General features: G+C 33.7%; 19 protein-coding genes. 13 read left to right on the forward strand and 6 right to left on the reverse strand.

Annotated elements, in window-relative coordinates:
* Positions 1-7: 7 nt before the first annotated feature.
* Together ribE and CES88_RS08440 are read left to right on the forward strand one after the other, a co-directional pair.
* Positions 8-475: a 6,7-dimethyl-8-ribityllumazine synthase gene (gene ribE / locus CES88_RS08435; protein ID WP_290733332.1), complete on the forward strand. Its 468-nt coding sequence runs from the start codon at positions 8-10 to the stop codon at positions 473-475.
* The gene (locus tag CES88_RS08440) at positions 475-1,140 is read left to right on the forward strand and encodes a M24 family metallopeptidase (RefSeq protein ID WP_290733334.1); all 666 of its coding nucleotides are present in this window, start codon (positions 475-477) and stop codon (positions 1,138-1,140) included. The genes ribE and CES88_RS08440 overlap by 1 nt, the downstream gene beginning before the upstream one ends.
* On the opposite strand, the gene CES88_RS08445 is transcribed toward CES88_RS08440, so the two are convergent.
* The 6 genes from CES88_RS08445 to mfd all read right to left on the reverse strand — a co-directional run bounded on the left by CES88_RS08445 (position 1,137) and on the right by mfd (position 10,986).
* Positions 1,137-1,907 carry an RNA methyltransferase gene (locus CES88_RS08445; RefSeq protein WP_290733336.1) on the reverse strand — a complete coding sequence of 257 codons (771 nt, stop codon included), beginning with the start codon at positions 1,905-1,907 and terminating at the stop codon, positions 1,137-1,139. The genes CES88_RS08440 and CES88_RS08445 overlap by 4 nt on opposite strands.
* A complete protein-coding gene (uvrA, locus tag CES88_RS08450; protein WP_290733338.1) occupies positions 1,904-4,708 on the reverse strand; it encodes an excinuclease ABC subunit UvrA in 2,805 nt (934 codons plus the stop codon). The genes CES88_RS08445 and uvrA overlap by 4 nt, the downstream gene beginning before the upstream one ends.
* The gene (locus tag CES88_RS08455) at positions 4,701-5,624 is read right to left on the reverse strand and encodes a 4-hydroxythreonine-4-phosphate dehydrogenase PdxA (protein WP_290733340.1); all 924 of its coding nucleotides are present in this window, start codon (positions 5,622-5,624) and stop codon (positions 4,701-4,703) included. The genes uvrA and CES88_RS08455 overlap by 8 nt, the downstream gene beginning before the upstream one ends.
* A complete protein-coding gene (locus tag CES88_RS08460; RefSeq protein ID WP_290733343.1) occupies positions 5,624-6,535 on the reverse strand; it encodes a SurA N-terminal domain-containing protein in 912 nt (303 codons plus the stop codon). The genes CES88_RS08455 and CES88_RS08460 overlap by 1 nt, the downstream gene beginning before the upstream one ends.
* Positions 6,536-6,598: 63 nt before the next feature.
* A complete protein-coding gene (locus tag CES88_RS08465; RefSeq protein ID WP_290733345.1) occupies positions 6,599-7,414 on the reverse strand; it encodes a peptidylprolyl isomerase in 816 nt (271 codons plus the stop codon).
* Between the two features lie 71 nt (positions 7,415-7,485).
* Positions 7,486-10,986 carry a transcription-repair coupling factor gene (gene mfd / locus CES88_RS08470; RefSeq protein ID WP_290733347.1) on the reverse strand — a complete coding sequence of 1,167 codons (3,501 nt, stop codon included), beginning with the start codon at positions 10,984-10,986 and terminating at the stop codon, positions 7,486-7,488.
* A gap of 223 nt (positions 10,987-11,209) precedes the next feature.
* Between mfd and CES88_RS08475 the strand changes: the two genes are divergently transcribed.
* From CES88_RS08475 to CES88_RS08525, 11 genes are all read left to right on the forward strand, one after another.
* A complete protein-coding gene (locus tag CES88_RS08475) occupies positions 11,210-11,635 on the forward strand; it encodes an NADH-quinone oxidoreductase subunit A (RefSeq protein WP_290733349.1) in 426 nt (141 codons plus the stop codon).
* The gene (gene nuoH / locus CES88_RS08480) at positions 11,636-12,799 is read left to right on the forward strand and encodes an NADH-quinone oxidoreductase subunit NuoH (protein ID WP_290733350.1); all 1,164 of its coding nucleotides are present in this window, start codon (positions 11,636-11,638) and stop codon (positions 12,797-12,799) included.
* 21 nt (positions 12,800-12,820) lie between these two features.
* A complete protein-coding gene (locus CES88_RS08485) occupies positions 12,821-13,345 on the forward strand; it encodes an NADH-quinone oxidoreductase subunit J (RefSeq protein WP_290733351.1) in 525 nt (174 codons plus the stop codon).
* Positions 13,345-13,650 (forward strand): NADH-quinone oxidoreductase subunit NuoK, encoded by a 306-nt coding sequence (gene nuoK, locus CES88_RS08490; RefSeq protein WP_290733353.1) that lies wholly within the window; start codon positions 13,345-13,347, stop codon positions 13,648-13,650. The genes CES88_RS08485 and nuoK overlap by 1 nt, the downstream gene beginning before the upstream one ends.
* A gap of 17 nt (positions 13,651-13,667) precedes the next feature.
* Complete coding sequence (gene nuoL / locus CES88_RS08495) at positions 13,668-15,848, forward strand: NADH-quinone oxidoreductase subunit L (protein ID WP_290733355.1); 2,181 nt, start codon at positions 13,668-13,670, stop codon at positions 15,846-15,848.
* A 31-nt stretch (positions 15,849-15,879) separates the two neighbouring features.
* Positions 15,880-17,421, forward strand: coding sequence for an NADH-quinone oxidoreductase subunit M (locus tag CES88_RS08500; RefSeq protein WP_290733357.1), 1,542 nt, complete (start codon positions 15,880-15,882; stop codon positions 17,419-17,421).
* A gap of 12 nt (positions 17,422-17,433) precedes the next feature.
* On the forward strand, positions 17,434-18,909 hold the full coding sequence (locus tag CES88_RS08505; RefSeq protein WP_290733359.1) for an NADH-quinone oxidoreductase subunit N: 1,476 nt from the start codon (positions 17,434-17,436) through the stop codon (positions 18,907-18,909).
* Positions 18,910-20,390: 1,481 nt separating this feature from the next.
* Positions 20,391-20,594, forward strand: coding sequence for a hypothetical protein (locus CES88_RS08510; RefSeq protein ID WP_290733360.1), 204 nt, complete (start codon positions 20,391-20,393; stop codon positions 20,592-20,594).
* 282 nt (positions 20,595-20,876) lie between these two features.
* A complete protein-coding gene (locus CES88_RS08515) occupies positions 20,877-22,397 on the forward strand; it encodes a hypothetical protein (RefSeq protein ID WP_290733362.1) in 1,521 nt (506 codons plus the stop codon).
* Positions 22,398-23,195, forward strand: coding sequence for a hypothetical protein (locus CES88_RS08520; protein ID WP_290733364.1), 798 nt, complete (start codon positions 22,398-22,400; stop codon positions 23,193-23,195). It abuts the gene before it with no gap.
* Positions 23,192-24,196, forward strand: coding sequence for a hypothetical protein (locus tag CES88_RS08525; protein WP_290733366.1), 1,005 nt, complete (start codon positions 23,192-23,194; stop codon positions 24,194-24,196). Before CES88_RS08520 ends, CES88_RS08525 begins: the two co-directional genes overlap by 4 nt.
* Positions 24,197-24,299: the final 103 nt, after the last annotated feature.

Genomic DNA, 24,299 nt, shown 5'->3' on the forward strand with positions numbered 1-24,299 from the left:
GAAATCTATGGCCAATTTAATTGAGGGAAACCTATCGGCTGAAGGTAAGAAGTTTGCAATAATCTCTGCTCGTTTTAATGAATTCATTACAGGGAAATTAGTAAATGGTGCAATCGATTGTTTGAAAAGACACCAAGCTTCTGAAAACGATATTGATGTTGCTTGGGTACCAGGTGCATTTGAAATTAGTTTAATGGCGCAAAAACTAGCAAAGACAAATAAGTATGATGCAGTTATTTGTCTTGGCGCAGTTATTAGAGGAACGACTCCACATTTTGATTATGTATGTTCTGAAGTAGCAAAAGGTGTTTCAAAAATCTCATTAGATACAGAAGTTCCAGTAATTTTTGGAGTCATCACTACTGATTCTATTGAGCAGGCAATTGAAAGAGCGGGAACTAAGGCCGGAAATAAAGGCTGGGATGCTGCTATGTCTGGAATTGAAATGGCCAGCCTAATGGCTCAATTTAATTAATGAGTTTAGACGCAAATATTGAAGGAGTAGGCTCTTCATTTAGTGAAGAGCTTTTTCTAAAATGTAGAATAAAGACTATTGAAGCTGTGAAGTTAATAGCTGAGCAAATTAAGCCAGGTATGACAGAAGCTAATGGTCATAAAATAATAGATGAAACCCTTGAAAGCTTAGGATGTGAGAAGAAATGGCATCCAAGTAAGTTTAGAATAGGTAAAAATACACTCAAATCTTTTAAAGAAAAATCAGACCCTACATTAGTTTTAAAAGAAAACGATATTTTCTTTATAGATATTGGACCAGTTTTCTATGGTCACGAAGGTGATTATGGAGAGACTTTTGTTCTTGGTGAATCTAAAGAATTTACTGAGATTAAATTGGCGAGTGAGGAAATCTTTAAAGTTTCAGCTGAAGTAGCGGAAAGAGAAAAACTCACTGGACCGGCTCTCTATGACTTTGCAGAGGCCCACGCTAAAAAGCTGGGGTATAAGTTTAACGATAAAATGAAAGGTCATAGGCTCGGAGATTTTCCACACGCTATTTTTACAAGATCTAACCTAGCAGAAACAGAAATTATTCCAAATGGTAACCTTTGGGTATTAGAAATTTTGATTACTCATCCAGAAGAAAAATTCGGGGCCTTTTTCGAAGACCTTATAAAAATTTAAAGAGAAAATTGATAGAGAACAATTGAACTTGAGCAAGCTGCATTTAAATGGGCAACTTCATCATTAATTGGAATTCTAATAATATCATCACTTATATCTAGAACTTCACTTTGAATTCCATGTCCTTCACTCCCGATAATTACACAGGCCTTATTAGAAAATTTATATGTGGGAAGATTGATGGCACCGGGCTGATTCGCTGTACTTATCACACGGTATTTTCTCTGCTGAAGGAGATTTAAGTCTCTTAATAAATCATCGCTTTTATAGATCTTTACTTTAAAAATATTCCCCATAGATACTCGGATACATCTTCTGGCATAAGGAGAGCATGTTCTGGAATCTATAATTATTGAATTAATATTAAAGGCAGCACTATTTCGTATAATAGTTCCAATATTTTCGGGAGAAGTAAGACCATTCAATACAAGAACTTTATCTTCTAACTCATCAATTGAAATATAGGATGGTCTCTTCGCAAGCGCCATCACTCCATGATGAAGCTTATGCCCTACGATATCTTCCATCACTTCTTTGGGAGCAGTATAAATTTCAGTATTCTTTGTCTCAAGAATTGTTGAATATTTTTCTATAAACTCTCTATGGGCAAATATTTTTTGAACTTTAGTATTAGAATTTAAAAGTTTTAAGATAACTTTTTCAGATTCAACAATGATCTGTTTATTTATACTTAATGATTTGTCTTTAAGAGAGAGAAACTCTTTAATATTTGGATCTTCAACTGTTTGAACTTCTATTATCTTCACTTAAGGAACCTTTTTAGGTATTTACCAGTGTAAGAACCTTTTGTCTTAGCAACCTCTTCAGGGGTTCCCTCTGCGATAATTTCACCACCATTCTTCCCCCCTTCAGGCCCTAAATCAATTACATAGTCAGCAGTTTTAATAACATCTAAATTATGTTCAATAATTAAAACGGAATGACCTTGGTCGACAAGGGTATGAACTGCATCTAGGAGAATTTTAATATCTTGAAAATGTAGTCCTGTTGTCGGCTCATCTAAGACATAGAGGCAGTGACCTTTAGTCATCTTTGAAAGCTCTTTTGATAGTTTAAGTCTTTGAGCTTCTCCTCCAGAGAGAGTTGTGGCTGATTGACCTAGTTTTATATAACCAAGTCCTACAGAGACCATTGTACTTAGAATTCTGTGCATTTTCTTATGATTTTCAAAAAAAGCTGAGGCCTCTTCAATACTCATAGCTAAGACATCGGCAATATTCTTACCACGATATAAGACAGATAAAGTTTCATTATTATATCTTGAGCCATGGCACTCGCTACAGGTTATAAAGACATCAGGAAGAAAGTGCATTTCAATTTTCTTAACACCATTACCTTCACATTCTTCGCAGCGCCCACCCTTTACATTAAAACTAAATCTCCCCTGCTTATATCCTCTAACTTGAGACTCAGAGGTCTTTGCAAAGAGCTTTCTCACTTCATCAAATAGACCTGAGTAAGTGGCGGGATTTGAGTTTGGAGTTCTACCTATTGGGCTTTGATCTAACTCTATAATTGACTTTAAAATATCTGTTCCAACGATAGAGTGATAATTTGAGCGTCGATAAAGATTTCTGTTTGCTCGAAGGATATTTGTTTTAATTGCAGGAACAAGTACTTCATGTACAAGGGATGACTTACCAGAACCACTAACACCAGTGACACAGATAAGTCCTCCAAGAGGAAGTTTTAGCGTCACCTCTTTTAGATTGTTATGTTTAGCCTTCTTTAGTTGAATATAATTTTTAAACTCTTTCCTACTCTCTGGAATATCTATTTTAATTGCGCCACTTAAATATTTTGCAGTCAGAGATTTTTTATTCTTAAGAATTTGATCAAGAGTACCTTCCGCAACAATTGTTCCACCGTGAATACCTGCCCCAGGTCCTATATCCACAATATGGTCGGCTTCTCTCATTGTATCTTCATCATGTTCTACGACGAGAACAGTATTACCTAGGTCTCTTAAAGATTTTAAGGTTTCAATCAATCGATCATTATCTCTTTGATGAAGCCCTATACTAGGCTCGTCTAGAACATAGAGAACACCCGAAAGGGCAGAACCAATTTGAGTAGCTAGCCTAATTCTCTGGCTTTCACCGCCGGAAAGTGTTGCAGCACTTCTATTTATTGTAAGGTAGTCAAGACCAACATTTATTAAGAACTCAAGCCTGTTTTCAATTTCTTTAAGGAGTTTTTCAGCAATAAGTTTCTTCTCACCGCTTAGCTTTATAGATTTGATAAAATCATAAGCAGCTTTAATATCCATTTCTGATATATCCATTATGTTCTTTTTAGCAAGCTTAGTACTAAGAGCAATGGCCTTAAGTCTATGTCCCTTGCAAGAAGAGCATGTATTTATGTGCATATACTCTTCTAGTTCTTTTCTTACTTTTTCTGAACCAGATTCAGAATATTTTTTTTCAAACCAAGAAGTAATTCCTGGAAATTCTTTTGAAAATTCATAGTAAGAGCTATCGGAAGAAAATTTATACTTATAGACTTTATCACTTCCTTTATAAAGAATATTAGTGAAGGTCTTAGGTAGTTTTTTAAGAGGAATAGAAAGATCAACCTTTTCTTTATCTGCAATACTTAAAATCATTTTATAGAGGAAAGAATTTTTCTTGCTTAGTGGTTTGATTGCACCATCAAGAATTGAAATATTCTCATCTGTAATCATAAGATTTAAGTCAAAATCTTTCATTTGACCAATACCATTACAGGTCTCACACGCACCTAATGGAGAATTAAAAGAGAAGAGTCTTGGTTCTAGATCTGGGAAAACTTCCCCTGTTACTGGAGAAATATTTCTCTCACTAAAAGTAAGAAGCTTATCTTCACCAACTAAAATATTTACAATTCCATTACTAAGTTTAAGTGCGTGCTCAACAGAATCAGTGATCCTTTTTTCAATCCCCTCTTTTATAAGAACTCTATCAATGACGATATCAAATTGATTTGCAGTTTTTGGTGCATCATCTAGTTGAACAACTTCTCCATCAATATAGGCCCTTACAAATCCCATCGTGAGGTACTTTGTGACTTCTGATTTTAAGTTCACTTTATTACCACTAAGTATTGGTGACATTATATGAAGCTTTGTTTTTTCTGGAAGATTCTGTAATTCTCTAACTATTTGTGTCGGAGTATATCTCTTTATTTCTTTTCCTGAATCAGGATCATATAAAGTTCCAACTCTTGCATAGAGAACTCTCATGTAATCATAAATTTCGGTAATTGTTCCAACTGTTGAACGAGGATTTCTACTACTAGACTTTTGATCGATAGCAATAGCAGGTGAAAGTCCGGTAATAGACTCAACTTCTGGAGGTTGATACTGACCTAGAAATTGTCTTGCATAACTCGAAAGACTTTCAATATATCTTCTTTGTCCCTCAACATATATTGTATCAAAAGCTAGAGAACTTTTACCAGAACCTGAAGGGCCAGTTATAACAGTAATTGTATTTTTTGGAATCTTTAGAGAAACCTCTTTAAGGTTATGAACTTTGGCTTTATAAATATCGATAAACTTATTATTCATGTGTAATTTTCCTATGCACTTTGATTGCTTCTTTTAGCATATAAAAACATCCACTAAAGTCGGCAATATTTTTCCCAAAAAGATCAAAAGCAGTTCCGTGATCAACGCTCATTCTTAAGAATGGTAATCCTAGGGTTATATTTAAACCAATTGTTCTGTACTTATCTTTAAATTGAGGAAGACCTTGATCATGATACATATAAACCTTTAACTGAGCTTTATTTGAATCTGTATGAAAATGTAGAGTATCTCCACTAATCGGTCCAACTATCCTTACGTTATGAATTTTTTTTAAGGCAGGTGCAATGACTTGATCTTCTGTCCCAAGTAACCCACCTTCACCGCAGTGAGGATTTATTCCTGAAACGATAACTTCAGAGACTGAATGAAAATACTCACTAAGGCCTTTAAGAGTTATCTCAATCTTCTCTTTTATCATTTGAGATGTAATAACCTTACCAACTTCTGATAAAGGAATATGGTCAGTAATAAGAAGAGTAGTATCTTGGAAAGCTTTGAAAACCATGCAGAGGTTAGCTTTCATATAGCGATGTCTTAGAAATTCGGTATAGCCTTTTTTAAGTTCACCATTATCGATAAGTTGATCTTTGGAGGTTGGTAAAGTTAAAAGTATATCTGTAGATTGAATTTTATTAAGAGCGATATTTAAAGAAGACGTGCTCTCTGGTATTTCTGACTTTGGGAAATCTATAAAGTGAAGTAAATTTGAATTATAGACAATTCGATCGCCATGAATTTGATAATCAAAAGAAAGTGTCTGGAGGTTATTTTCAACAGTTTCTTTACTCGCAATAAGTGTGAACGATTTTTGCTGAGTGGAATTTAAAAGAGAAAATGATTTTAAAAAAACCTCAATACCAATTCCTAATTCATGGCCCTGAGTTATATAAATCATTATTTAACAAATGTTTTAATATAGTGTTTACTTCTTTCTCTCTTATACCATAGGTCAGTCACTTCACCGGCCTGGACGCCCATTAATTGACCACGTATTTGATCTTTTGATCTTAGGTAGATATCTGACTCAACTAGATCTTTCTTTTTTACAAAAAATACATGATAAGTATCACCAAGCTTTATAGACTTAGTAAATTTTCCTTCGTCAGTACTCTTTAGTAAGACTTTTAAATCTTTAGTAAGTCCATCCTCTGTAATATCTCCAAGAACATTTGTTTGAACATCTTCAAAATTCTTTGGAAGTATTCCATTTACTTGAAACTTTTCTAAAATAGTTGGAAATGTATTAAGCATTCCTTTTTTCATTTTAGAATCTTCAAGAGAGAAATCTACGATTGTATATTTAAACGCAAGAGTTTTATCTTTTGAAGTCTTGTAGAAGTAATTTTTAACTTCTTGATCTGTAACTGAAATAAGAGGTCTAATTATTCTTCCATTGAAAATATTAAACTCAATTGTTTCACGTATAATTTCAAAGTATTCATCAAAGCTCATATTATTTGATTTAAGAAAACTTAGTAGTTGAGTTCGAGACAGCCCTAGCCTCTTTTCAATATTATTAATCTCACTTTCAACTTGCTCATCATTTCTAACGTAACCAACTTCACTTAACTTTTCTCTAATCAGAAGTCTCTCAATCATTAATTCAAGAATTTCTTCTTGTGTGTAATTTGTTTTCTTATAAATCAGAGGAGATATATTCTTTCGACTAGCGATATTATTTTGAACTCTTTTTACTTGGCTTAAAGTAATAACTGAATCGTTAAATATTGCGATTGTTTTGTCTAATAACTTTGCGTGGGTTTGTGAAAAAGTGAGAAATATAAATGCGAGTATTAGTTGCTTCATTGTTAATCCATTTTTTATCATTTTTGATATTTAAAAATAGATTAACAAGAAGCATTATTCAAGTTATTTAAGGTATTCTTCGTTTATTTTAACATTTGATTTTGCGCGCAACTCTCTGAAGTAATTATCTAGTATAGCGTCACGCTTTTGGTCATAGACAATTTTCTTATAAAGGGCATTATTTATACTTTTTACGCTCTTAACCGCCATTACCTTAATAATGTGGTAACCAAATTGAGTTTTTACTGGAGGAGTGATGAAATTGTCGCTCTTTCCTTTAATAGCATTAAAGTATTCGGGAGCCAATCTAATCGCTGGCTGGAATCCCATATCTCCCCCATTTGGAGCAGTACTACTTTGAGAAAATTTATTGGCAAGTTCAGAAAAGAGGTCAGGCTTAGTTTTTAAAGTATTATAAACCTTAAGGGCCTGGTTAAGGGCCGCTTCATTTTCTTCTTTTTCTGGATTTGTTCTAACTCTAAAAAGAATATGAGCTGTTCTATATTCTTGGTGATCTTTATAGTACTTATCCACATCAGTGTCAGTTACAACAATTTTCTTGAGTCTTGGCTCTAAATCCTTTGAGATTTGAGCATGGTACATAATATCTTCCATCTTTTGCTTAACGATTGGATCTTTATCAAGATTACCTTTCTTAGCTCTTTTGATTCCAAGATTACGATTTATAATATCGTTTAAAACTTTTTCCCTTGTAACTCTCTTGTCTGAAACAAACATTAAGTTTTCTTGGTAAGTTTTTTCAAGTTCTGATTTCTTAATACCGACCCCATCAACTGTTGCCACAATTGGGTCTTTCGCACCTAGTGTTGCAGTTGATAGTAATAGTACAGAAGTTAAAGCGAGTGTTTTTCTTAGCATATCGCAATTCCCTAAATGGTTATTATTCCTTAATAGTTTATCAAAAAAAAAGATAAACTGTGGAAAAAACATCAACGGGGAAGAATTTTCTCAGCTAATTCTTTAGAAAACTTGAGGAAATCACTCTGAGTTAGTTCGCTTTTATGCGTGTAAATGACTTTAAAGTCTGGTGTTAGCTGATAAGTTCTAGGCCTTGATAAGAAGAAGTCGAGCATACGATTTCTAAGCTCAGTATTTTCCTCAACATACTTTTTATCAAAACTTAGGGTGGCCAATCTTCCGCCAACTTGTATTGTTTTTAGAGATGCATCAATGAGAGTCATTCTAACTTCTAATGTAGTGAATAGATTCTCTAATTCCTCAGGTATTGCTCCGTAAACATCTACAAATTCATCTTTTATATCAAAGAGGGTTTCAAGTTCATCGCAGTTTGAAAGCCTCTTGTATTGCTTAAGTCTCTCGCTTGAATCTTTAATATAATTAGCAGGAATATAACTTGGAAAAGGAGTTTTAACTTCGACATCTTGTTTAATTAATTTCTTTTCACCACGAAGCTCTTGAATGGCCTCTTTAAGAAGTTGCATATAAAGCTCAAGACCAACATTATCGATTTGACCAGATTGCTCTGCCCCTAGAATATCTCCAGCGCCTCTAATTTCTAAATCGCAAGTGGCAATATTAAACCCCGATCCCATATCAGCGTATGTTTGCAGTGCCTTCAATCTTCTCTGAGCAATTTCTGATATTGGCTTATGCTTTGGAATAACAAAATAAGCGTAGGCCTTCTTGTCTGATCTTCCAATTCTTCCTCTTAGTTGATGAAGTTGAGCAAGTCCATAATTATCGGCCCTATCAATAATCATTGTATTTGCATTGGGAATATCAATTCCTGATTCAATGATTGTTGTAGAAATTAGTATTTGATAAGTACCATTATAGAAAGCACTCATTTTTTGCTCGAGTTCTTTTTCAGACATTTGTCCGTGAGCATATACAATCTTTGCTTCGGGAACGAGTTCTTGAATATAATTTGAAAAATGATCTATATCGCTTACTTTATTGTGAACAATGAAAACTTGCCCTCCCCTATTTAGCTCTTTCTTAATCGCTGTTTGTAGAGTGAGGTCATCTTCCTTAATGAGATAAGACTTAATACTTTGTCTTCTTGGTGGAGCCGTTTGAATAAGTGACATTTCCCTAATTCCAAGAAAAGATAATTGAAGAGTTCTAGGAATTGGTGTCGCAGTCAGAGTTAGAAAGTCTACGTTCGCTTTTAAAAGTTTTAACTTTTCTTTATGTCCAACTCCAAAGCGTTGTTCTTCATCAACAATGACTAGTCCTAGATCCTTATATTTTACAGTTGAGCTTAGTAATTTATGAGTACCAATTAAGATATCAATTTTACCATCTTGTAGCTTTTCCAATACTTCTTTAGTTTGTTTAGGAGATTTGAAGCGAGAAAGAAATTCAATCTCGACAGGAAATTTATTAAACCTTTTTACAAAAGAATTATAATGTTGAAGAGCTAGAACGGTTGTTGGAACAAGTATACAAACCTGTTTTCTATCTAGAACTGCTTTAAAGGCAGCTCTCATTGCAACTTCCGTTTTTCCAAAACCAACATCGCCACATACTAGATGATCCATGGCAATTGGTTTTTGCATCGATTCAATAACTTCATTAATCGCATTTGACTGATCAGGAGTTTCTTGAAATGGAAAGGCCATCTCAAAGTCTCTGTACTCCTGTTCTGGAGGGCTAAAAGCATAGCCTGCTGAGGATTGTCTTTCGGCCTGAAGCTTTAATAAATCAAAAGCAAGCTTCTTTGCTGAATTTCTCGCTTTTGATTTTAAAGTAGCAAATTTATTTGTTCGAAGACTATCTGTTGTGACGGTAGCATTTCCATCAGCGTGTTTTTGAATCTGATTCATTTTATAAACAGGAACGTAAACCTTATCGTTACCTTTATAAATTAAAACAATATAGTCAGACATCGAGCCACCAATATCAAGTGATTCTAAACCTTCATAAACTCCGACACCATGTTCATTATGTATGACATAATCACCCTTTTTAAGGGTTGCTAACTGTTCTGCAAAAACGTCAACACTAACTTTCTTAATTGTCTTTGTCTTTCTAAGCTTCGTACTGAAAATATCAGCTTCAGATAGAATAAGAGTTTTCTCTCTTTCGTAGAAAAAGCCTTGCGATAGTTTTGATTTCGTAAAATGAAATCTCTTTTTTAAATTTGGATCGAGTTTGAATACTTCCATTAAGTGAAAGAATTCATTCTTAGAATTATCATGTTCATATGAAAAATAAATTTCACCACTTGATCTAAATTCATTAATCAAGAACTCAAACATAGCTTTTGTGTATTCAGGCTTATTCAAAGAGGGGTTAATTGACTGATTGAGATATCCTGTAGATGGAAGAACTTTGAGCTCAATTGTATTCTTTAAATCGTCACGAATTACATTGGCAAAATTTAAATCGTCTATAGAAATATGTGGAGTTTTCTCCAGAGTCTTCTCTAATAATGTGTCATAAAGTTTGATTGGCTCTGGAAGTAAATTATCATTATCTAGGTTTTGCCATTCAAGTTCAAATTCAATTCTTAGTTGCTCAAAGAATTCGCTATAGGCCCTCGAAAACTCAACGTCATTAAAAAGAACTTTGATAGAATTGGTAGGAAGATAATCGAGAAGAACTTCGCTCTCTTCAAAGAAAAGTGGAGCAAAGGCAGCGTAATTATCAAATAAGTAGTTATCTGATAGTGAAGAAAAAATTTCCTTTCTCTTGCTAAAGCGGTTCTTTTGCGCGGTACTTGGCATAGGAATATTTTCTCTGAGCTTGTGAGCAAAAGAGTCTTGCATTCCAAATATTTGAGGAGTTGGAGTTATATTTATAAATTCTAGCTTACTTTCTTTCTTTGACTTTTGAGTCTCTAGATCAATTAGAAAAATCTCTTCAATCATATCGTCAAAGTAATGAATTCTTAAAGGTGTTGAATCAACAGTATAGATATCAAAAATTTCTCCCTTGGAGGAAAAGGTTCCTGGCTCTTCAATACTTGGTGAAGAACTATAGCCAAGAGAGACGAGCTTAGCCGCAAGTTCGCTTGGGGGAATGATGTCGGAAACTTCTATTTTAAAATTTTGTTCTTTAAAGAACTCTCTAGGAGGAATACGAAGAGAGAAAGATTCGAACGTTGAAATTAGAATAAAGGTTTCATTTTCTTTAATGGAAGTTAAAAAACTTAAAACTTTAAACCTTTCAAAAAGAGCACGTTGTGAGCTTACAGCTTCTGAGTACGGACTCAAATCATGGCCAGGAAAGAAAAGTAATTTCTTAGTAATCCTTGAGGCCTTGAAGCTTTCATGTAGATTCTCAGCTTGATCGATTGAGTCACAAATAAAGACAAAACTATTTTTCTTTACAAAATCCATGTCTTTTTCACATTCATTAATTATGAATGAAAATTGCGCACTGTTTAATCCTGTTATGTGTAGATTATCCGTATTAGAATTGTGCCAAGAGTTAATTTTTGTGATGACCGATTCAAAAATCATATTATTCGCCTTGTTAAGCCATCTTTAATAACACAGGGCCGAAAAAGTTCCAAGTTTTGATGATGAAGCCTCGATGATTTTAGTTTTTACGCGCAGCTATGTTTTTTAGGGTGACGATAAAGTAGAAGGTAAGTGCGTAAAAAAAAGATTTCAAAATGTTTCCAACATGTTAAGTATCATGTATTCTTTTAGGACCGAAAAAGTATTTAAAATGGAGCAATGAATGTCGTCATTCAATCTAGACGTCTACATGCCTGTACTAATCCTCGTGGCCTTTGCCGTCATTATGGTAGTCGGAGTTTTAGTAGTAGGTATTTTAGTAAGACCTAACAATCCTAATGATCTCAAGTTATCCGCATATGAATGTGGTGAAGAGGCCGTAGGAACTGCTTGGTCCAACTTTAACATTCGATTCTATGTAATCGCACTTATCTTTATCATCTTTGATGTTGAAGGTGCACTTATGTTTCCAGTCGCTGTTGTCTTTAAGAAGTTTAATGAAATGGGTGAAGGAACAGTGGTTCTGGCCAGTTTACTATTATTCATTTCTATCTTAATTGAAGGTGTTGTTTATTGCTGGAAAAAAGGCGATCTGGACTGGGTAAGAAGTTATCAAACACCTGAAGCAGAAAAGAAAGAGGTTAACTAAATGAATAGCAGTATCGTTAGTTTTTTTGCAGATAATTTAGGCTTTGAGGCGACGTCATTTTATGCATTTCTAATTTATGGTTTTGCTTGTTTTATAGTTGTAAATGTTTGCGCTGTAATTGGTGGTTTAGGAACATACGCAGAAAGAAAAATTTCAGCGGATCTTCAAATGAGACATGGACCAAATAGAGTTGGACCATTTGGGATTCTTCAGTTTCTTGCGGATGGTGTAAAGCTTGTGCTTAAAGAAGTTATTATTCCAACACAATCAGATAGATTTCTCTTCTTGATTGCACCTCTACTTTGTATGGTTGGAGTATTTGCAACTCTGGCAGTAGTTCCGTTCTCTAGTGGATTTATTCTTTCAGATTTAAATATTGGTATCTTCTACATTCTTGGTGTTTCATCGCTTGTAGGAGTTGGAATTTTTCTTGGTGGTTATTCTTCAAATTCTAAGTGGGCAATGCTTGGTGGAATGAGAGGTGCAGCTCAAATTATTTCTTACGAAGTTCCAGTAACTCTTTGTATTCTTTCTATCGTTGTAATGGCCGGTGGTCTTTCAATGACAACGTTAGTTGAAGGTCAAGGCGGACTTCCACACCAATGGTATATTTTTCATAACCCTTTTACTTTTATTGGGTTCTTCATTTTCTTTATTGGTATCTTAGCTGAAACAAATAGAGCTCCTTTTGATTTACCCGAAGCGGAATCAGAGCTTGTTTCTGGTTATCATACAGAATATTCAGGTATGGCCTTCTCGTTTTTCGCATTAGCAGAATATGTAGAAGTATTCGTTGTTTGCGGTGTTGCAGCAGCTCTTTACCTTGGTGGTTACAAGGTTCCATTTGATTTAGGCAATGGGGTTTTAATTTCTGAAATTACTGGGGCGCCTAAAATTGTAAGCAACGGTATTGGTCAAATGCTTCAAATTGGTTCATTTTTTACAAAGACATTTGCTCTTTACTACGTTGTTATCTGGGTTAGATGGACATTACCAAGACTTAGAATCGATCAGCTAGTAGCACTTTGTTGGAAGTACTTAACACCAATTTGTATTTTTAACTTAATTGCAATTGCTACTTGGATGTGGGCTTTTGAAGGTCAATCTGTATACGAATTATTTACTACATGGCTTCACTCCTTGAGTGCTGGCGGTGGTCACTAAAATATTAAAGAGGACTTTAGCATGTTTATTAATATCATGTTCATTCTATCTGCCCTATTAGCTCTTGCTGGAGCATATGGTGTGGTAGCAAGTAAAAACATTATGCACGCTTGTGTATATTTATTAGCAAGTCTTTTTGGTGTAGCTGGTTTATACGCAACTCTTGGAGCGGATTTCTTAGCTGCAACTCAGATGGTTGTTTATGCTGGTGGAGTTGTTATCTTAATGCTTTTCGCAGTAATGCTAACAGGTGGACATAGCGAAGCAGTTAATAAGTTCGGAATAAATAAAATTCCTTCTATGGGAACAGTTAGAACTTTCATTATAGGTACTCTATCTGCTCTAGTTTTAGGTTCTGCAACTTTTAAAATCATTGCAGGAATGACTAAGCATGTTCAAGGGGAGCTTCCTGCTTTTACATCTTCAGTTGAGAAGATTGGAGTTCTACTTTTAACAGATCATATTTTAGCATTTGAAATTTCATCAGTATTACTGCTTGGTGCTCTTGTTGGAGCTGCGGTAATTTCTAGACCAAGGAAACAATAATGGTATCACTTCCATCATTCTTAGTTGTTTCACTAATTCTCTTTCTCGCTGGTATTACAGTGATGATTGCAAGAAAGAACGTGATTGCAATTTTACTAGGTATTGAATTGATTCTTAATGCTGCAGCATTAAATTTTGCGGCCTATACAAGATTTATAAATAACAATCTTGATGGTCACATTATGTCATTGTTCATCATTGTTATTGCAGCGGCTGAAGCAGCTGTTGGATTAGCAATTGTTATTAGATTCTATCAAATTAGAGAAAGTATCCATATTGATGATGCTACTCAATTACAAAGCTAATTAGGAAGGTTGATTAAATGGATTATACTATTTCAACTATTGCACCGATTGTCTTATTTCCGTTCATCGCGTTTGCTATCAATGCATTCATAGCGCGTAAAGCAACAAAAGTCGCAGTATTCATTAGTTGTGCTGCAATTGCTTTATCGTCGATTTGGGCAATTAGAATTTTTAAAGACTTTATTTTTGGTAATTACTCCACCGATCACTATGTACATAAAGTATTTACTTGGTTTGATCTGAATGGAGCAGGTTTAAAATTTAATGTAGATATGGGTGTCTATATAGATAATATGACAGCTGTTATGCTTTTAATGGTAACTGTTGTTGCAACACTCATTCATATTTTTTCTACTTATTATATGAAAGATGACATGAACTACGGAAGAAACGGAAGGTTCTTTACGTATATGTCTCTTTTTACTTCAGCAATGCTAGGGCTAGTTCTTTCGGACAACCTCTTTTCAGTATTTATCTTTTGGGAATTAATGGGATTTTGCTCATATAGCTTAATTGGTCACTATTATGAAAAAGAAAAAGCTGGAGACGCAAATGTAAAAGCTTTCATGACAACAAGGGTTGGGGATGTATTTTTCTTACTCGGTATTCTAGCTATCTGGACAAATATTGGTTCTGTGGGATTCGTAGATATTTATGCTTCTATAGCTGACGGATCATTTGCAACTCATACAGCCCTTGGTATTCCATTGGCTACGTTTGCAGGTCTTGCAATTTTCATGGGAACAATCGGTAAATCAGCTCAGTTCCCACTTCAAGTTTGGCTTCCAGACGCGATGAATGGGCCTACTCCTTGTTCTGCTCTAATTCACGCGGCAACAATGGTTGCTGGTGGTGTTTACTTATCACTTAGAATTTATCCAATATTAGACTTGGGTGGGCTTACTACTTTAGTTGCTTATATCGGTGGGATTACAGCTTTTGGTGCGGCGACAATTGCACTCGTTCAAACAGATTTTAAGGCAGTACTTGCATATTCAACAATTTCTCAACTTGGGTATATGGTTCTTGGTGTTGGTGTTGGATCTTATAATGCAGCTTTCATGCACTTGATTACTCACGCTATCTTTAAGGCATGTTTATTCCTAAGCGCAGGTTCAGTAATTCATTCATTACACGATCACCATACTCATGAGCATGTTCAAGAAATGCCAAGAATGGGTGGTCTTAGACATAAGATGAAATTTACTTGGTTTGCTATGTGGTGTTGTACTCTTGCGATTGCAGGGATCCCTTTCTTCTCAGGATTTGTATCAAAAGATAGAATTTTAGGTGATGCTCTAATTATGGCCCTTGAAAATAAGGCAATGATTGTTCCAGCTCTTCTAGGTTTTGGTGGAGCACTTCTAACAGCATTTTATATGTGTAGAATGATGTTCTTAGCATTTCACGGAGAACCAAGAGATAAGGATCTGTATGATCATACTCATGAAGAGAAATTCTCATGGAATAGAAACCTTCCACTTTTAATACTTGCTGTATTTACATTGGGTGTTTGGTTTTCAGGATCTTTAACAGGTCAAAAATTAATCAAAGTGGCTTCTCCTGAAGGGAAATTAGAATGGTTCTCAACTCTTGTTGCGAAGCCAGATGTATCGAAGTTTTCAGCTTATAAGAGAGAAGCATGGGCAAGTACTGATACTCGTGAAAAAGTTGCTCCTACTCATTCTCATTATGATCCAGATCATGGAATGACTGAAGAGGAAGCACATCATGTTCATCATATACATCATATAGGCGCGATAGTATCAATCATCATTGCTTTTAGTGGTGTATTCATTGCGTATATGATGTATATCAGAAAGTCTTGGAATCCAGGTTGGTGGGTATCAACTTTTTCTGGTTGGTACAGAGCACTTCAAAATAAATACTATATGGATGACCTTTATATTAAAGGAATTATTCAGAAAGGGTTACTACCTTTGAATAACTTCCTAGCTTGGTTAGATATGGGGATTTATGACCGTTTCATCGTTGATGGATGGGTAACTGTAAATAGAGGCCTTTACACATTTTCGAAATGGTTTGATGACCTTTGGGTTGATACGATTGCGGTTGATGGAACAGGAGCGAGTGTAAGATTGTTTAATGTTGTTTTAAGAACATTACAATCTGGAAAGATTCAGTTCTATTTCATTATGATTATTGTTGTTTTAGCTGGTTACATATTAGCATTATAAAAATTATTTTCTATATAAAGAGGAGTTGACGGTGAGTGGAACGTCGAATTTATTAAACTGGATTCTTTGGATGCCGATGCTTGGTGCTCTAGGTGTATTACTTATTCCTAAAGCAAAAGAAAACGCGATTAGATTTTGGGCCCTAGCAAATACTGCTATAACAATGGTTCTTACTGCTAAGCTTTGGATGGGATTTGATAATTCTATCGCAGGTATGCAAGAAGCATTTACAGTAAAAATTCCTTGGATTAAGCAATTCAATATTTTCTATCACCTCGGTGTAGATGGAATTTCACTTCCAATGATACTTCTAACTTCAGTTATACTATTTATTTGTATTCTAAGTTCATGGACAGTTAAGAAACAAATTAAAGGATACTTTGCTTTAATTCTCTTCTTACAAAGTACTATTTACGGAGTGTTCTTCTCCTTAGATTTTTTCTTATTCTATGTTTACTGGGAAGTAATGCTAATTCCAATGTTCTTCTTAATCGGTATTTGGGGTGGAGAGAACAGAGAGTATGCCGCTGTTAAGTTTTTTCTTTATACATTCTTTGGTTCAATCCTAATGCTTGTTGGTATGGTTGCTCTTTATCACGCAACTGGAAAAGGAGTAGACTCATTTGATCTACTTGCTCTTAAGGCCAGTGCTGATGAATTTATTAAAATGAAAGTAAGCCTATTTGGAACAGAAGTAGCATTTGATAAACTATTCTTCATGTTTATGTTCATTGGTTTTGCAATTAAGGTTCCAGTATTTCCATTCCACACGTGGCTACCACATGCTCACGTTCAGGCACCAACAGCAATTTCAGTAATTCTGGCAGGTGTTCTACTTAAAATGGGTACATACGGTTTCTTAAGAATTGCCTTCCCTATTTTTCCAGGTGCAGCAGTTTACTTTTCTAACTTCATAGCAATTCTTGGATTAATAAATATTATCTATGGTGCTTTCTGTGCAATGGCACAAACAGATGTTAAGAAGCTTATCGCATACTCTTCAGTATCTCACATGGGATTTGTGATGATTGGTATGGCCGCAATGACTTCTCAGGGTCTTAACGGTGCAGTTCTTCAGATGTTTAACCACGGTACTTCTGCAGCAATGATGTTCCTTCTAATTGGTGTTCTTTATGAAAGATCTCACCATAGATGGATTGTTAGACCAGATGGATCTAAAGGTTTTGGTGGTCTTTATACTCAGATGCCAACATTTTCGATTGTATTTATTATCGGAATGTTCGCGGCCATGGGTCTTCCAGGATTGTCAGGATTTATTTCAGAAGCATTAATCTTCTTTGGAATTTATCAGAAATTTACAACAATGACTGTTCTAGCACTTCTAGGTCTTCTTATTGGTGCAGCTTACCTACTGTGGATGTTCAAGAGAATGTTCTTTGGAGAAGTTGTTGAAGAATGTAAATCATATACAGATATGAATGCGAGAGAAATTTTCTATATGCTGCCACTTTGTATTGCTGTAATTCTTTTTGGAATTTGGCCATCACCAATTTTGGACATCATGAAAGCTTCAGTTAATTCTCTAGTTACTTTATTGGCGAATTATCAGTAAAAAGGTGAAGAAATGCTTTTAAATTATTTAGCAAGTATAGGTCGATTTATCCCAGAGATTGTTCTGGTTGTAACAATGATTGGCCTTCTGTTTGTTGAGTCTACTTATGGCGAAAATGATAAAGGAAGCAAGAAAGGCTACCTTTATGCTACAGCCTATATAGGTTTAATCCTTTCGTTGGCTCAACTTGTTGGTTCTCTTGGAGATGCTCCAGGTGGAATATTTACAAATTCTCTGACTATTGATCCTTTTAGTACTCTAGCTAAAATCATTATGGTGATCGGAACAGCTGGAGCAACTTATCTAAGTCGTAGATCAAGTGATATTTACAGCGAGCTAAAAGGTGAATTTGTTATTATATCAATTGGTGTTTTAATTGGTGGAATGCTCTTAGCTTCTGCTAATAATATGCTTATGCTGTATATAGGAATTGAAACTCTTTCAATTCTTTCTTATGTTCTTGCATCTTTAAAAAAGAACGATGATAGATCATCTGAAGCAGGACTTAAATATTCACTATATGGCGGAATTTCAGCAGGGATTATGCTCTTTGGTTTAAGTCATATCTTTGGTGTTGTTGGAACAATCCAATTTACAGGTATGATTGCTAAGTTACAGACCTTAGATACAATGCAAATAGCTATCCTAATGCCGTCGTTCTTAATGTTCTTCGCAGGTATCGGATACAAGATTGCTTGTGTTCCATTTCATATGTGGGCTCCAGATGTCTACGAAGGTTCGCCTCTTCCTGTCACAACTTTCTTCTCCATAGTGCCTAAGATTGCAGGAATTGCAGTATTAGTTAGAGTTACTATGGCGTTCTTTGGTGGGGAGACAACAGCTCTTCAGATGACTTGGGTGGGAACTTTAAGTGTAATCGCAGCTCTAACAATGACAGTTGGAAATGTTTCAGCAATTGGGCAAAGATCAGTTAAAAGAATGTTAGCTTACTCATCAATTAGTCATGCAGGTATGATGATGATGGGTGTCGTTTGCTTGACTGAAATTGGAGTTACAGGAATTCTGTTCTACGGTATCACTTACCTATTTATGACTCTTGTTGCTTTCTTTATTACATCTTTTGTTCAAGACGAATATGGAAATGATCATTTTGAAAGATTTAATGGCCTTATTTTTAAGCACCCATTAATGGCCATTTTTATGATTATCACAATGTTCTCACTTGCTGGAATTCCTCCATTTAGTGGATTCGTAGCAAAGTTTAATATTTTTAATGCTTTAATTGATAAGAACTTCTATGTTTTAGCAATCATAGCGGGATTAAATTCTGTTGTAGCTCTATACTACTATCTTAAGATTGTAAGATTAATGGTATTTAAGCAGAGCGAGAGTGATGAGAAGATTGGAGGATTTGTTTTTTCTAATCAAGTCGCTATTGCAGTACTAACTGTTCCAGTCGTCTTACTCGGTGTATTCTGGGAAAGTATCATTCATGTTGCTAATGGAGCTAAGATCTTTATCCAATAATGGAAGGTCTAAACTTCAATATATTTATAATTATTTCATCAGGTCTAAGCATTTTCTTAATTGTTTGGGCCTTTTTTATTAAAACACAGAAAAAAGACTTTCAAACAGATAGCGCGAAGCAATTCGTAACCAGCTCTGTTTTAAACCTCAGAACAACCTTGCAAATCTCACTTAGTATTTTATCAATTTTTATTTTAACTCTGATCATAAGAGGTTGGGAGTTGGGCGAGCTTTTTACAAGGGAAAACCTTTTATTAATAGTACCTTTTATTCTATCATTAGTTGTAGTTTTACTAATGGAACCACTGTCACGGAAGAGCTAGTTTGGATAGTATAAGTAATGGGTTCGCTCCTGTTGTGGCCACAACATTTATGATCTTATTGTTTACTGTGATGATAGGATTTATTGATAAAGCTCTTAGACACGAGGCTTTGGATACTTATAAGGAATCGCTAAGGAACTTTAGAATAGTTAGGACCTTTAAGATAAGCTTCTTAAACACTTCTATTTTCTCTCTCACACTTTCTTTAATAAGATTTAATATACTTTTTTACCTTTCAATTAAAACGATTGGAAATATGCTTTATGGGAGTGATATTTTTCTTTTTGATTTAACTTACATAATCACTTTCGTAATAGTCTGCGAGTTTTTATTTTTTTTAAAAACCAAGAAAAAGAATGAGATAAATGAAGTCTCTACACTTCCACTAGTAATAGTGATTACTCTTTCTTTAATTGGAGCTTTAAAATTAAGTTCAAACCTCATACTTGAAAAAAATATATTCTGGCTACCGAGTGGCCTTTACTTAAGTAATTGGACAATATTAGAGTTTCCTTTGATCTTAATTCCTATGTTCTATATTCTGATTGCTCTTTATACAAGAATAATAAAATCATCTGTCGCTTTAAGATATAATACCCTTGACCGTTTATTTGATTTTTTAAGTAATAATTTGCTCTATATTTATATGGCCTGCTTCTTTCTTAGGTCAGTTATGGGGGGAGTCATTGATATAAACTTAATAGGATTTAAAGAATTAGCTTTTTTAAACTCTTTTCTATCGTTTCTAATTAAGTTTGGAGTAATAACAGTTGGGACAAGACTGCTAATAAGATTTTTACCATCTATTGTGGACGTAAGGAAAAAGAACTTGCTCCCATTAGCAGTTCTGATTTTATTTAATATACTTCTCGTGCATTTTGCGAAAGGAAGCTTATGATTACTTTCTTAATTGTCATCGTTTTTATTATTGCAAACTTCTCAATGATAATTTCAAATAAATCTAACTTTAAAATTTTATTTAGTTTTTTAGTAAGTTTGATTGTCTTTATATTTTTAAATAACTTGAAATATGAATATGCAGATCTTTATCTGAATTTTATTACACTAATGAATTTTATGGCGCTTAGTTATGTGAAATTTTCTCAAACGGGACGCATCCGCGTGTTACCCTCAAAACGTAATAATAAAACAAATAATATGATGCCAATCGTAAGCTCACTTGTTTCAACACTTTTAGTATTAATTCTTTTGAATGGAGTTAGTGATGAAATTCTAGAAAGAGATATTCTTTCGTTAAGAGAGACGAGTCAGGATTACTTTCATGATGTGAATATAATGTTTGTTGCAGGAATTAGTTTCACTGTACTCTTTATATTCCTGATGAAAAGAGTGAGAGAATAATGACATATATACTACTCATCTCTTTAATTTTGATCACATCTATAGTTTCAATTTATATGATGTTTGCAAGACAAAATGCAATTGACTATTTCTTGGGTCTCACCCATATATTTACACTATTCATACTTGTTACTTACTATATAGAATTAGTGCATAAAGTATCATTTGAAGGGTCTTTAATAACTATTTTTGGAGTTATCTTCTCAGTGGCGATTCCTTCTGCTGTGATAATAAGATTTAAGTATTATCAAGACAAAGGTAATAGTAATATAGAAGGATAAGATGTTTGAATTAATTATACTTATTTCTATGGCCCTTGTTGTAATGTCTAAAAAGATTACAAATAAGTATGTGCCAATTTTTGGAAGATTACTTCAGATGGTAATTTCCATTTACTGTCTAAGTTCAGGTAAATTGGGCCTTGGTGCAAACCTTCTAGGATTTGAAGAAACCTCTTCACTTATTTATATCTTTACGATAGCTCTAATTTCTTTTGATCTTGATATAAATCTTAAAGATATAAAAATAAGAGAAATATTATTTCTATGTTCTAATGCCTTACTCTTGTCTGATCAAATTTCAACAATTCTTATCACTATATTCTTAATTTTATTAATTTATCTCACTACACGCAGGGCTTATTTAATTGATTATATTTCAATATTTATTTTTAGTCTTATTTCTTTGATTTACTATGCTGAACTTTCGACAACAATATTAACTCTAAAAGATAGCTATTATCTTTATTTGACACCAACGTCTGAGTATTTATTCTTCCCTCTTTTAATTGCTTTTTGTTTTATAGAGTACATGAGGCTCTGGGGAAATCTAAGAAGAATAAGTACACTTCTTGTCGTAACTCCATTGTTTCTTATTTATAAACTAAAGTTAGCAAATAATATTGATACTCAAGTAGCACTCTTTCTTCTTCCTTTATTCCTGCTTCCAATACTTGGTGAATGTTGCAAGCTATTTAAGAAAAAAACGATATCTTACGCAATTAATATATTATTTCAAACATCCTTAATGGCGAGTTTTACTTATGTATTATTTGCCAAGTATGAGTTGGCAATTGTTTCAAGTCTAGTTCTTCTCTTAATTTTGACTATTTATTCAGTTATGAAAAAGATGGTGGAAAGAAATGAGAGAATAATCATAACTTATTTTACGCTAATTAACTTGGCCGCAATTCCTCTTAGTTATTCAGGTCTTCTCTTTATTGATCTGATAAGTCTTAGTGGAAATTTTGTTGTAACAATTTCTTTGTTAGTAGGAGCTTTAGTCTCGTGGATAATCTTCGGTTTTGTAATACGAAAACACTCTGATGAACTTTTTATAAACGTACTTGAATCAACGTTTGAAGTGAAGCTTACTACTGGATTAGCTTTTATCCTAACAATATTAATTATATTCTTTAATCTATCTTTATTTGTAAGCAGTGAGAAGAATGGTTATAAGTTGATGCAAGTATTATTTCATACTAAAGAAAAAGTCGCAGAGGTAGGCCTTTTAAGTTATAACCTGAATTTTATAATCTATATTCTTTTGTTTGTTGTTGTAGGATATTTTCTCAAAGTAATAGATGAGCGAAAAGCATGGCGTGGAGCATTCGTTCTTAATGAAGCCGTTAAAAGTGTAACACCTTCAAGAATTGAGGTTATAAATACATTAAAGATATCTAAAGAAAAAGATACACTTAATAAGGTGAACTTTTCTACAGAGGGGCAGACTTCAAGCTTTCAAATTTCATTCTATATACTAATTTTATTTTTGATTGTTAGTTTAGCGATAATTGAGTTTTAAATGATACTAATTTTTTTAATTTTTACAATATTCACAATTTTTCTTCGCTTAAGAGAATCGAGAAGCATACAAGAATCAATTCCTTTTCTTATTGTAAGTATTATTTCTTGGATTTCATTCTTATTCTATATTTACTTAGATAATGAATATTATCTACTTGCTACATACGAAATAACATCATTTGTGATTATTCTTCTTTTTGGAATAAGACTTGAGAGGTTCTTTCAACTTAAGTTTTTGGGGTTCTTTTTTCTTTCCTTAGTCTTTATATTTGGCGGTATTTTTAAACAAGAAATATTATTCATGTATGTCGTTCTATCAACGATAGTTGCCCTCTCATCTAATTTTCTGGCTGATAGTAAGGTAAAGTATCCTTTCATTCAGTTTAATATTATATCATTGATGAAGGCAAGAGAGTTTATCACTTCTCCAGTTGCTGTGGATGTTTTTCTCATTGCAATGGCTTTCTTGTTAATTTTTCTAATAGTAAATAAGTGTAGAAAATTCTCATCGGAGTCAATTTTTATCATGACAATACTTTGGCTAGGAGTATTTACATTCTCTATTAATGTTTATTTCTTACTTCTTGCTATTTTTCTATTACTATTGATTTCTCTTTTAGAGGTATTTAAAATAGGACTCTTTAGAAAAAAAGAAGATTTATTCATTTATATTGTTTCTCTAATAATTACCATTCCTTTAGCAAGGGCTTCTCTTACTTCTGCGATGGCCTCTCTCGCAATTTTTACATTCTGTCTTTTTATAAATAGAAGAATGATTGAAGGAGAAGAGCTATGAATGAATTTATTAATAAATATGATTGGCAGATGACATCACAAATTTTTCTTATTATAGGAATAGTGGTTTCGATAGTGTTTCATAAGAGATTTAAAAAGTATGATGAAGCCCTTGTTTCTTTACCCTTTTGTTTCTGTTTGGGCATTTCTATTTTTAATTCAGATAATTTAATAGCATTTATATTTTTTTCGGAGATTATTTTTAATCTTTCAAATATCTTATTTAGAAATAGATTTAAGCAGTATGATAATAAATTCTTTGAAAATGTTCGTTATGTGTTTTGGGTTATACTTCTATTTTGTTATTACTACTCCTTTAACACCTTTACTTTTAATGCGGTTCCAAAGAATACGGGGCTTGAGCTAACGTTTATTGTTGTTTTGCTATTGAGCATTGTGTTTATTAAAATAATTTACTTCTTTTTAAGAAGTGATCATATAAAAGAAAGCATCAACGAAGTTGTTGGTTATGAAATATTTACTGTTTTTGTATTTAGCCTGAAGTCTATTCATATCTCTTCTGGCTTAATGGATTCGATTCTTCCAAGGCATCACGGTGTAATTGATGTACTTATTCTTCTCTATATTGTTTTGGGAAGTGTTCTATGTATTAAGTTTTATAAAAGCGAAAGTATAGAAAAGTTAAAATCAATGATACGTGGCCTTGTTATCATATCTCTATTTCCTCTTCTTGTGATAGGAGAGAATGTATTTTGGGAGGATTATATAGCTTTTTCAGTATTATTAGTCACGACACTTCTCTTCTTTGATCTAGTTGTAAGTTTTGCTAAGAGTGGAAGATTTAAGTCATTACTTGTCTTCGTTCTTCTTTGTTTACTCTCAGGAGTGAGTCCCTTTGGACATCTTTTTAAGATTTTTAAAAGCTTAGTTGATAATGGTAGTCAGGAACTGTTCTTCTTAGGAATAACAATTAGCACTTTAACATTGGCACTTATTTCAAAGAAGCTTTTCATGCTTTGTCTTAATGAGCGTGAAGCTTAAGCATTTGAAATAATAGGAAATTCTTTCCACACTCCTCATTAAACACTTAGCGCTATTATGCGATATAATTACTTAGTATAAGTATTTATTTTAATAGGCTTTG

This window comes from Halobacteriovorax sp. JY17 (genome assembly GCF_002753895.1).
GTDB lineage: Bacteria > Bdellovibrionota > Bacteriovoracia > Bacteriovoracales > Bacteriovoracaceae > Halobacteriovorax.

Coding starts and splice junctions, on each gene's coding strand:
- uvrA (WP_290733338.1), bottom strand. CDS start 4,708: ATGAATAATAAGTTTATCGATATTTATAAAGCCAAAGTTCATAACCTT.
- nuoL (WP_290733355.1), top strand. CDS start 13,668: ATGGATTATACTATTTCAACTATTGCACCGATTGTCTTATTTCCGTTC.
- CES88_RS08465 (WP_290733345.1), bottom strand. CDS start 7,414: ATGCTAAGAAAAACACTCGCTTTAACTTCTGTACTATTACTATCAACT.
- CES88_RS08515 (WP_290733362.1), top strand. CDS start 20,877: ATGTTTGAATTAATTATACTTATTTCTATGGCCCTTGTTGTAATGTCT.
- CES88_RS08485 (WP_290733351.1), top strand. CDS start 12,821: ATGTTTATTAATATCATGTTCATTCTATCTGCCCTATTAGCTCTTGCT.
- nuoK (WP_290733353.1), top strand. CDS start 13,345: ATGGTATCACTTCCATCATTCTTAGTTGTTTCACTAATTCTCTTTCTC.
- CES88_RS08460 (WP_290733343.1), bottom strand. CDS start 6,535: ATGAAGCAACTAATACTCGCATTTATATTTCTCACTTTTTCACAAACC.
- mfd (WP_290733347.1), bottom strand. CDS start 10,986: ATGATTTTTGAATCGGTCATCACAAAAATTAACTCTTGGCACAATTCT.
- ribE (WP_290733332.1), top strand. CDS start 8: ATGGCCAATTTAATTGAGGGAAACCTATCGGCTGAAGGTAAGAAGTTT.
- CES88_RS08525 (WP_290733366.1), top strand. CDS start 23,192: ATGAATGAATTTATTAATAAATATGATTGGCAGATGACATCACAAATT.
- nuoH (WP_290733350.1), top strand. CDS start 11,636: ATGAATAGCAGTATCGTTAGTTTTTTTGCAGATAATTTAGGCTTTGAG.
- CES88_RS08475 (WP_290733349.1), top strand. CDS start 11,210: ATGTCGTCATTCAATCTAGACGTCTACATGCCTGTACTAATCCTCGTG.
- CES88_RS08510 (WP_290733360.1), top strand. CDS start 20,391: ATGATGCCAATCGTAAGCTCACTTGTTTCAACACTTTTAGTATTAATT.
- CES88_RS08440 (WP_290733334.1), top strand. CDS start 475: ATGAGTTTAGACGCAAATATTGAAGGAGTAGGCTCTTCATTTAGTGAA.
- CES88_RS08455 (WP_290733340.1), bottom strand. CDS start 5,624: ATGATTTATATAACTCAGGGCCATGAATTAGGAATTGGTATTGAGGTT.
- CES88_RS08520 (WP_290733364.1), top strand. CDS start 22,398: ATGATACTAATTTTTTTAATTTTTACAATATTCACAATTTTTCTTCGC.
- CES88_RS08505 (WP_290733359.1), top strand. CDS start 17,434: ATGCTTTTAAATTATTTAGCAAGTATAGGTCGATTTATCCCAGAGATT.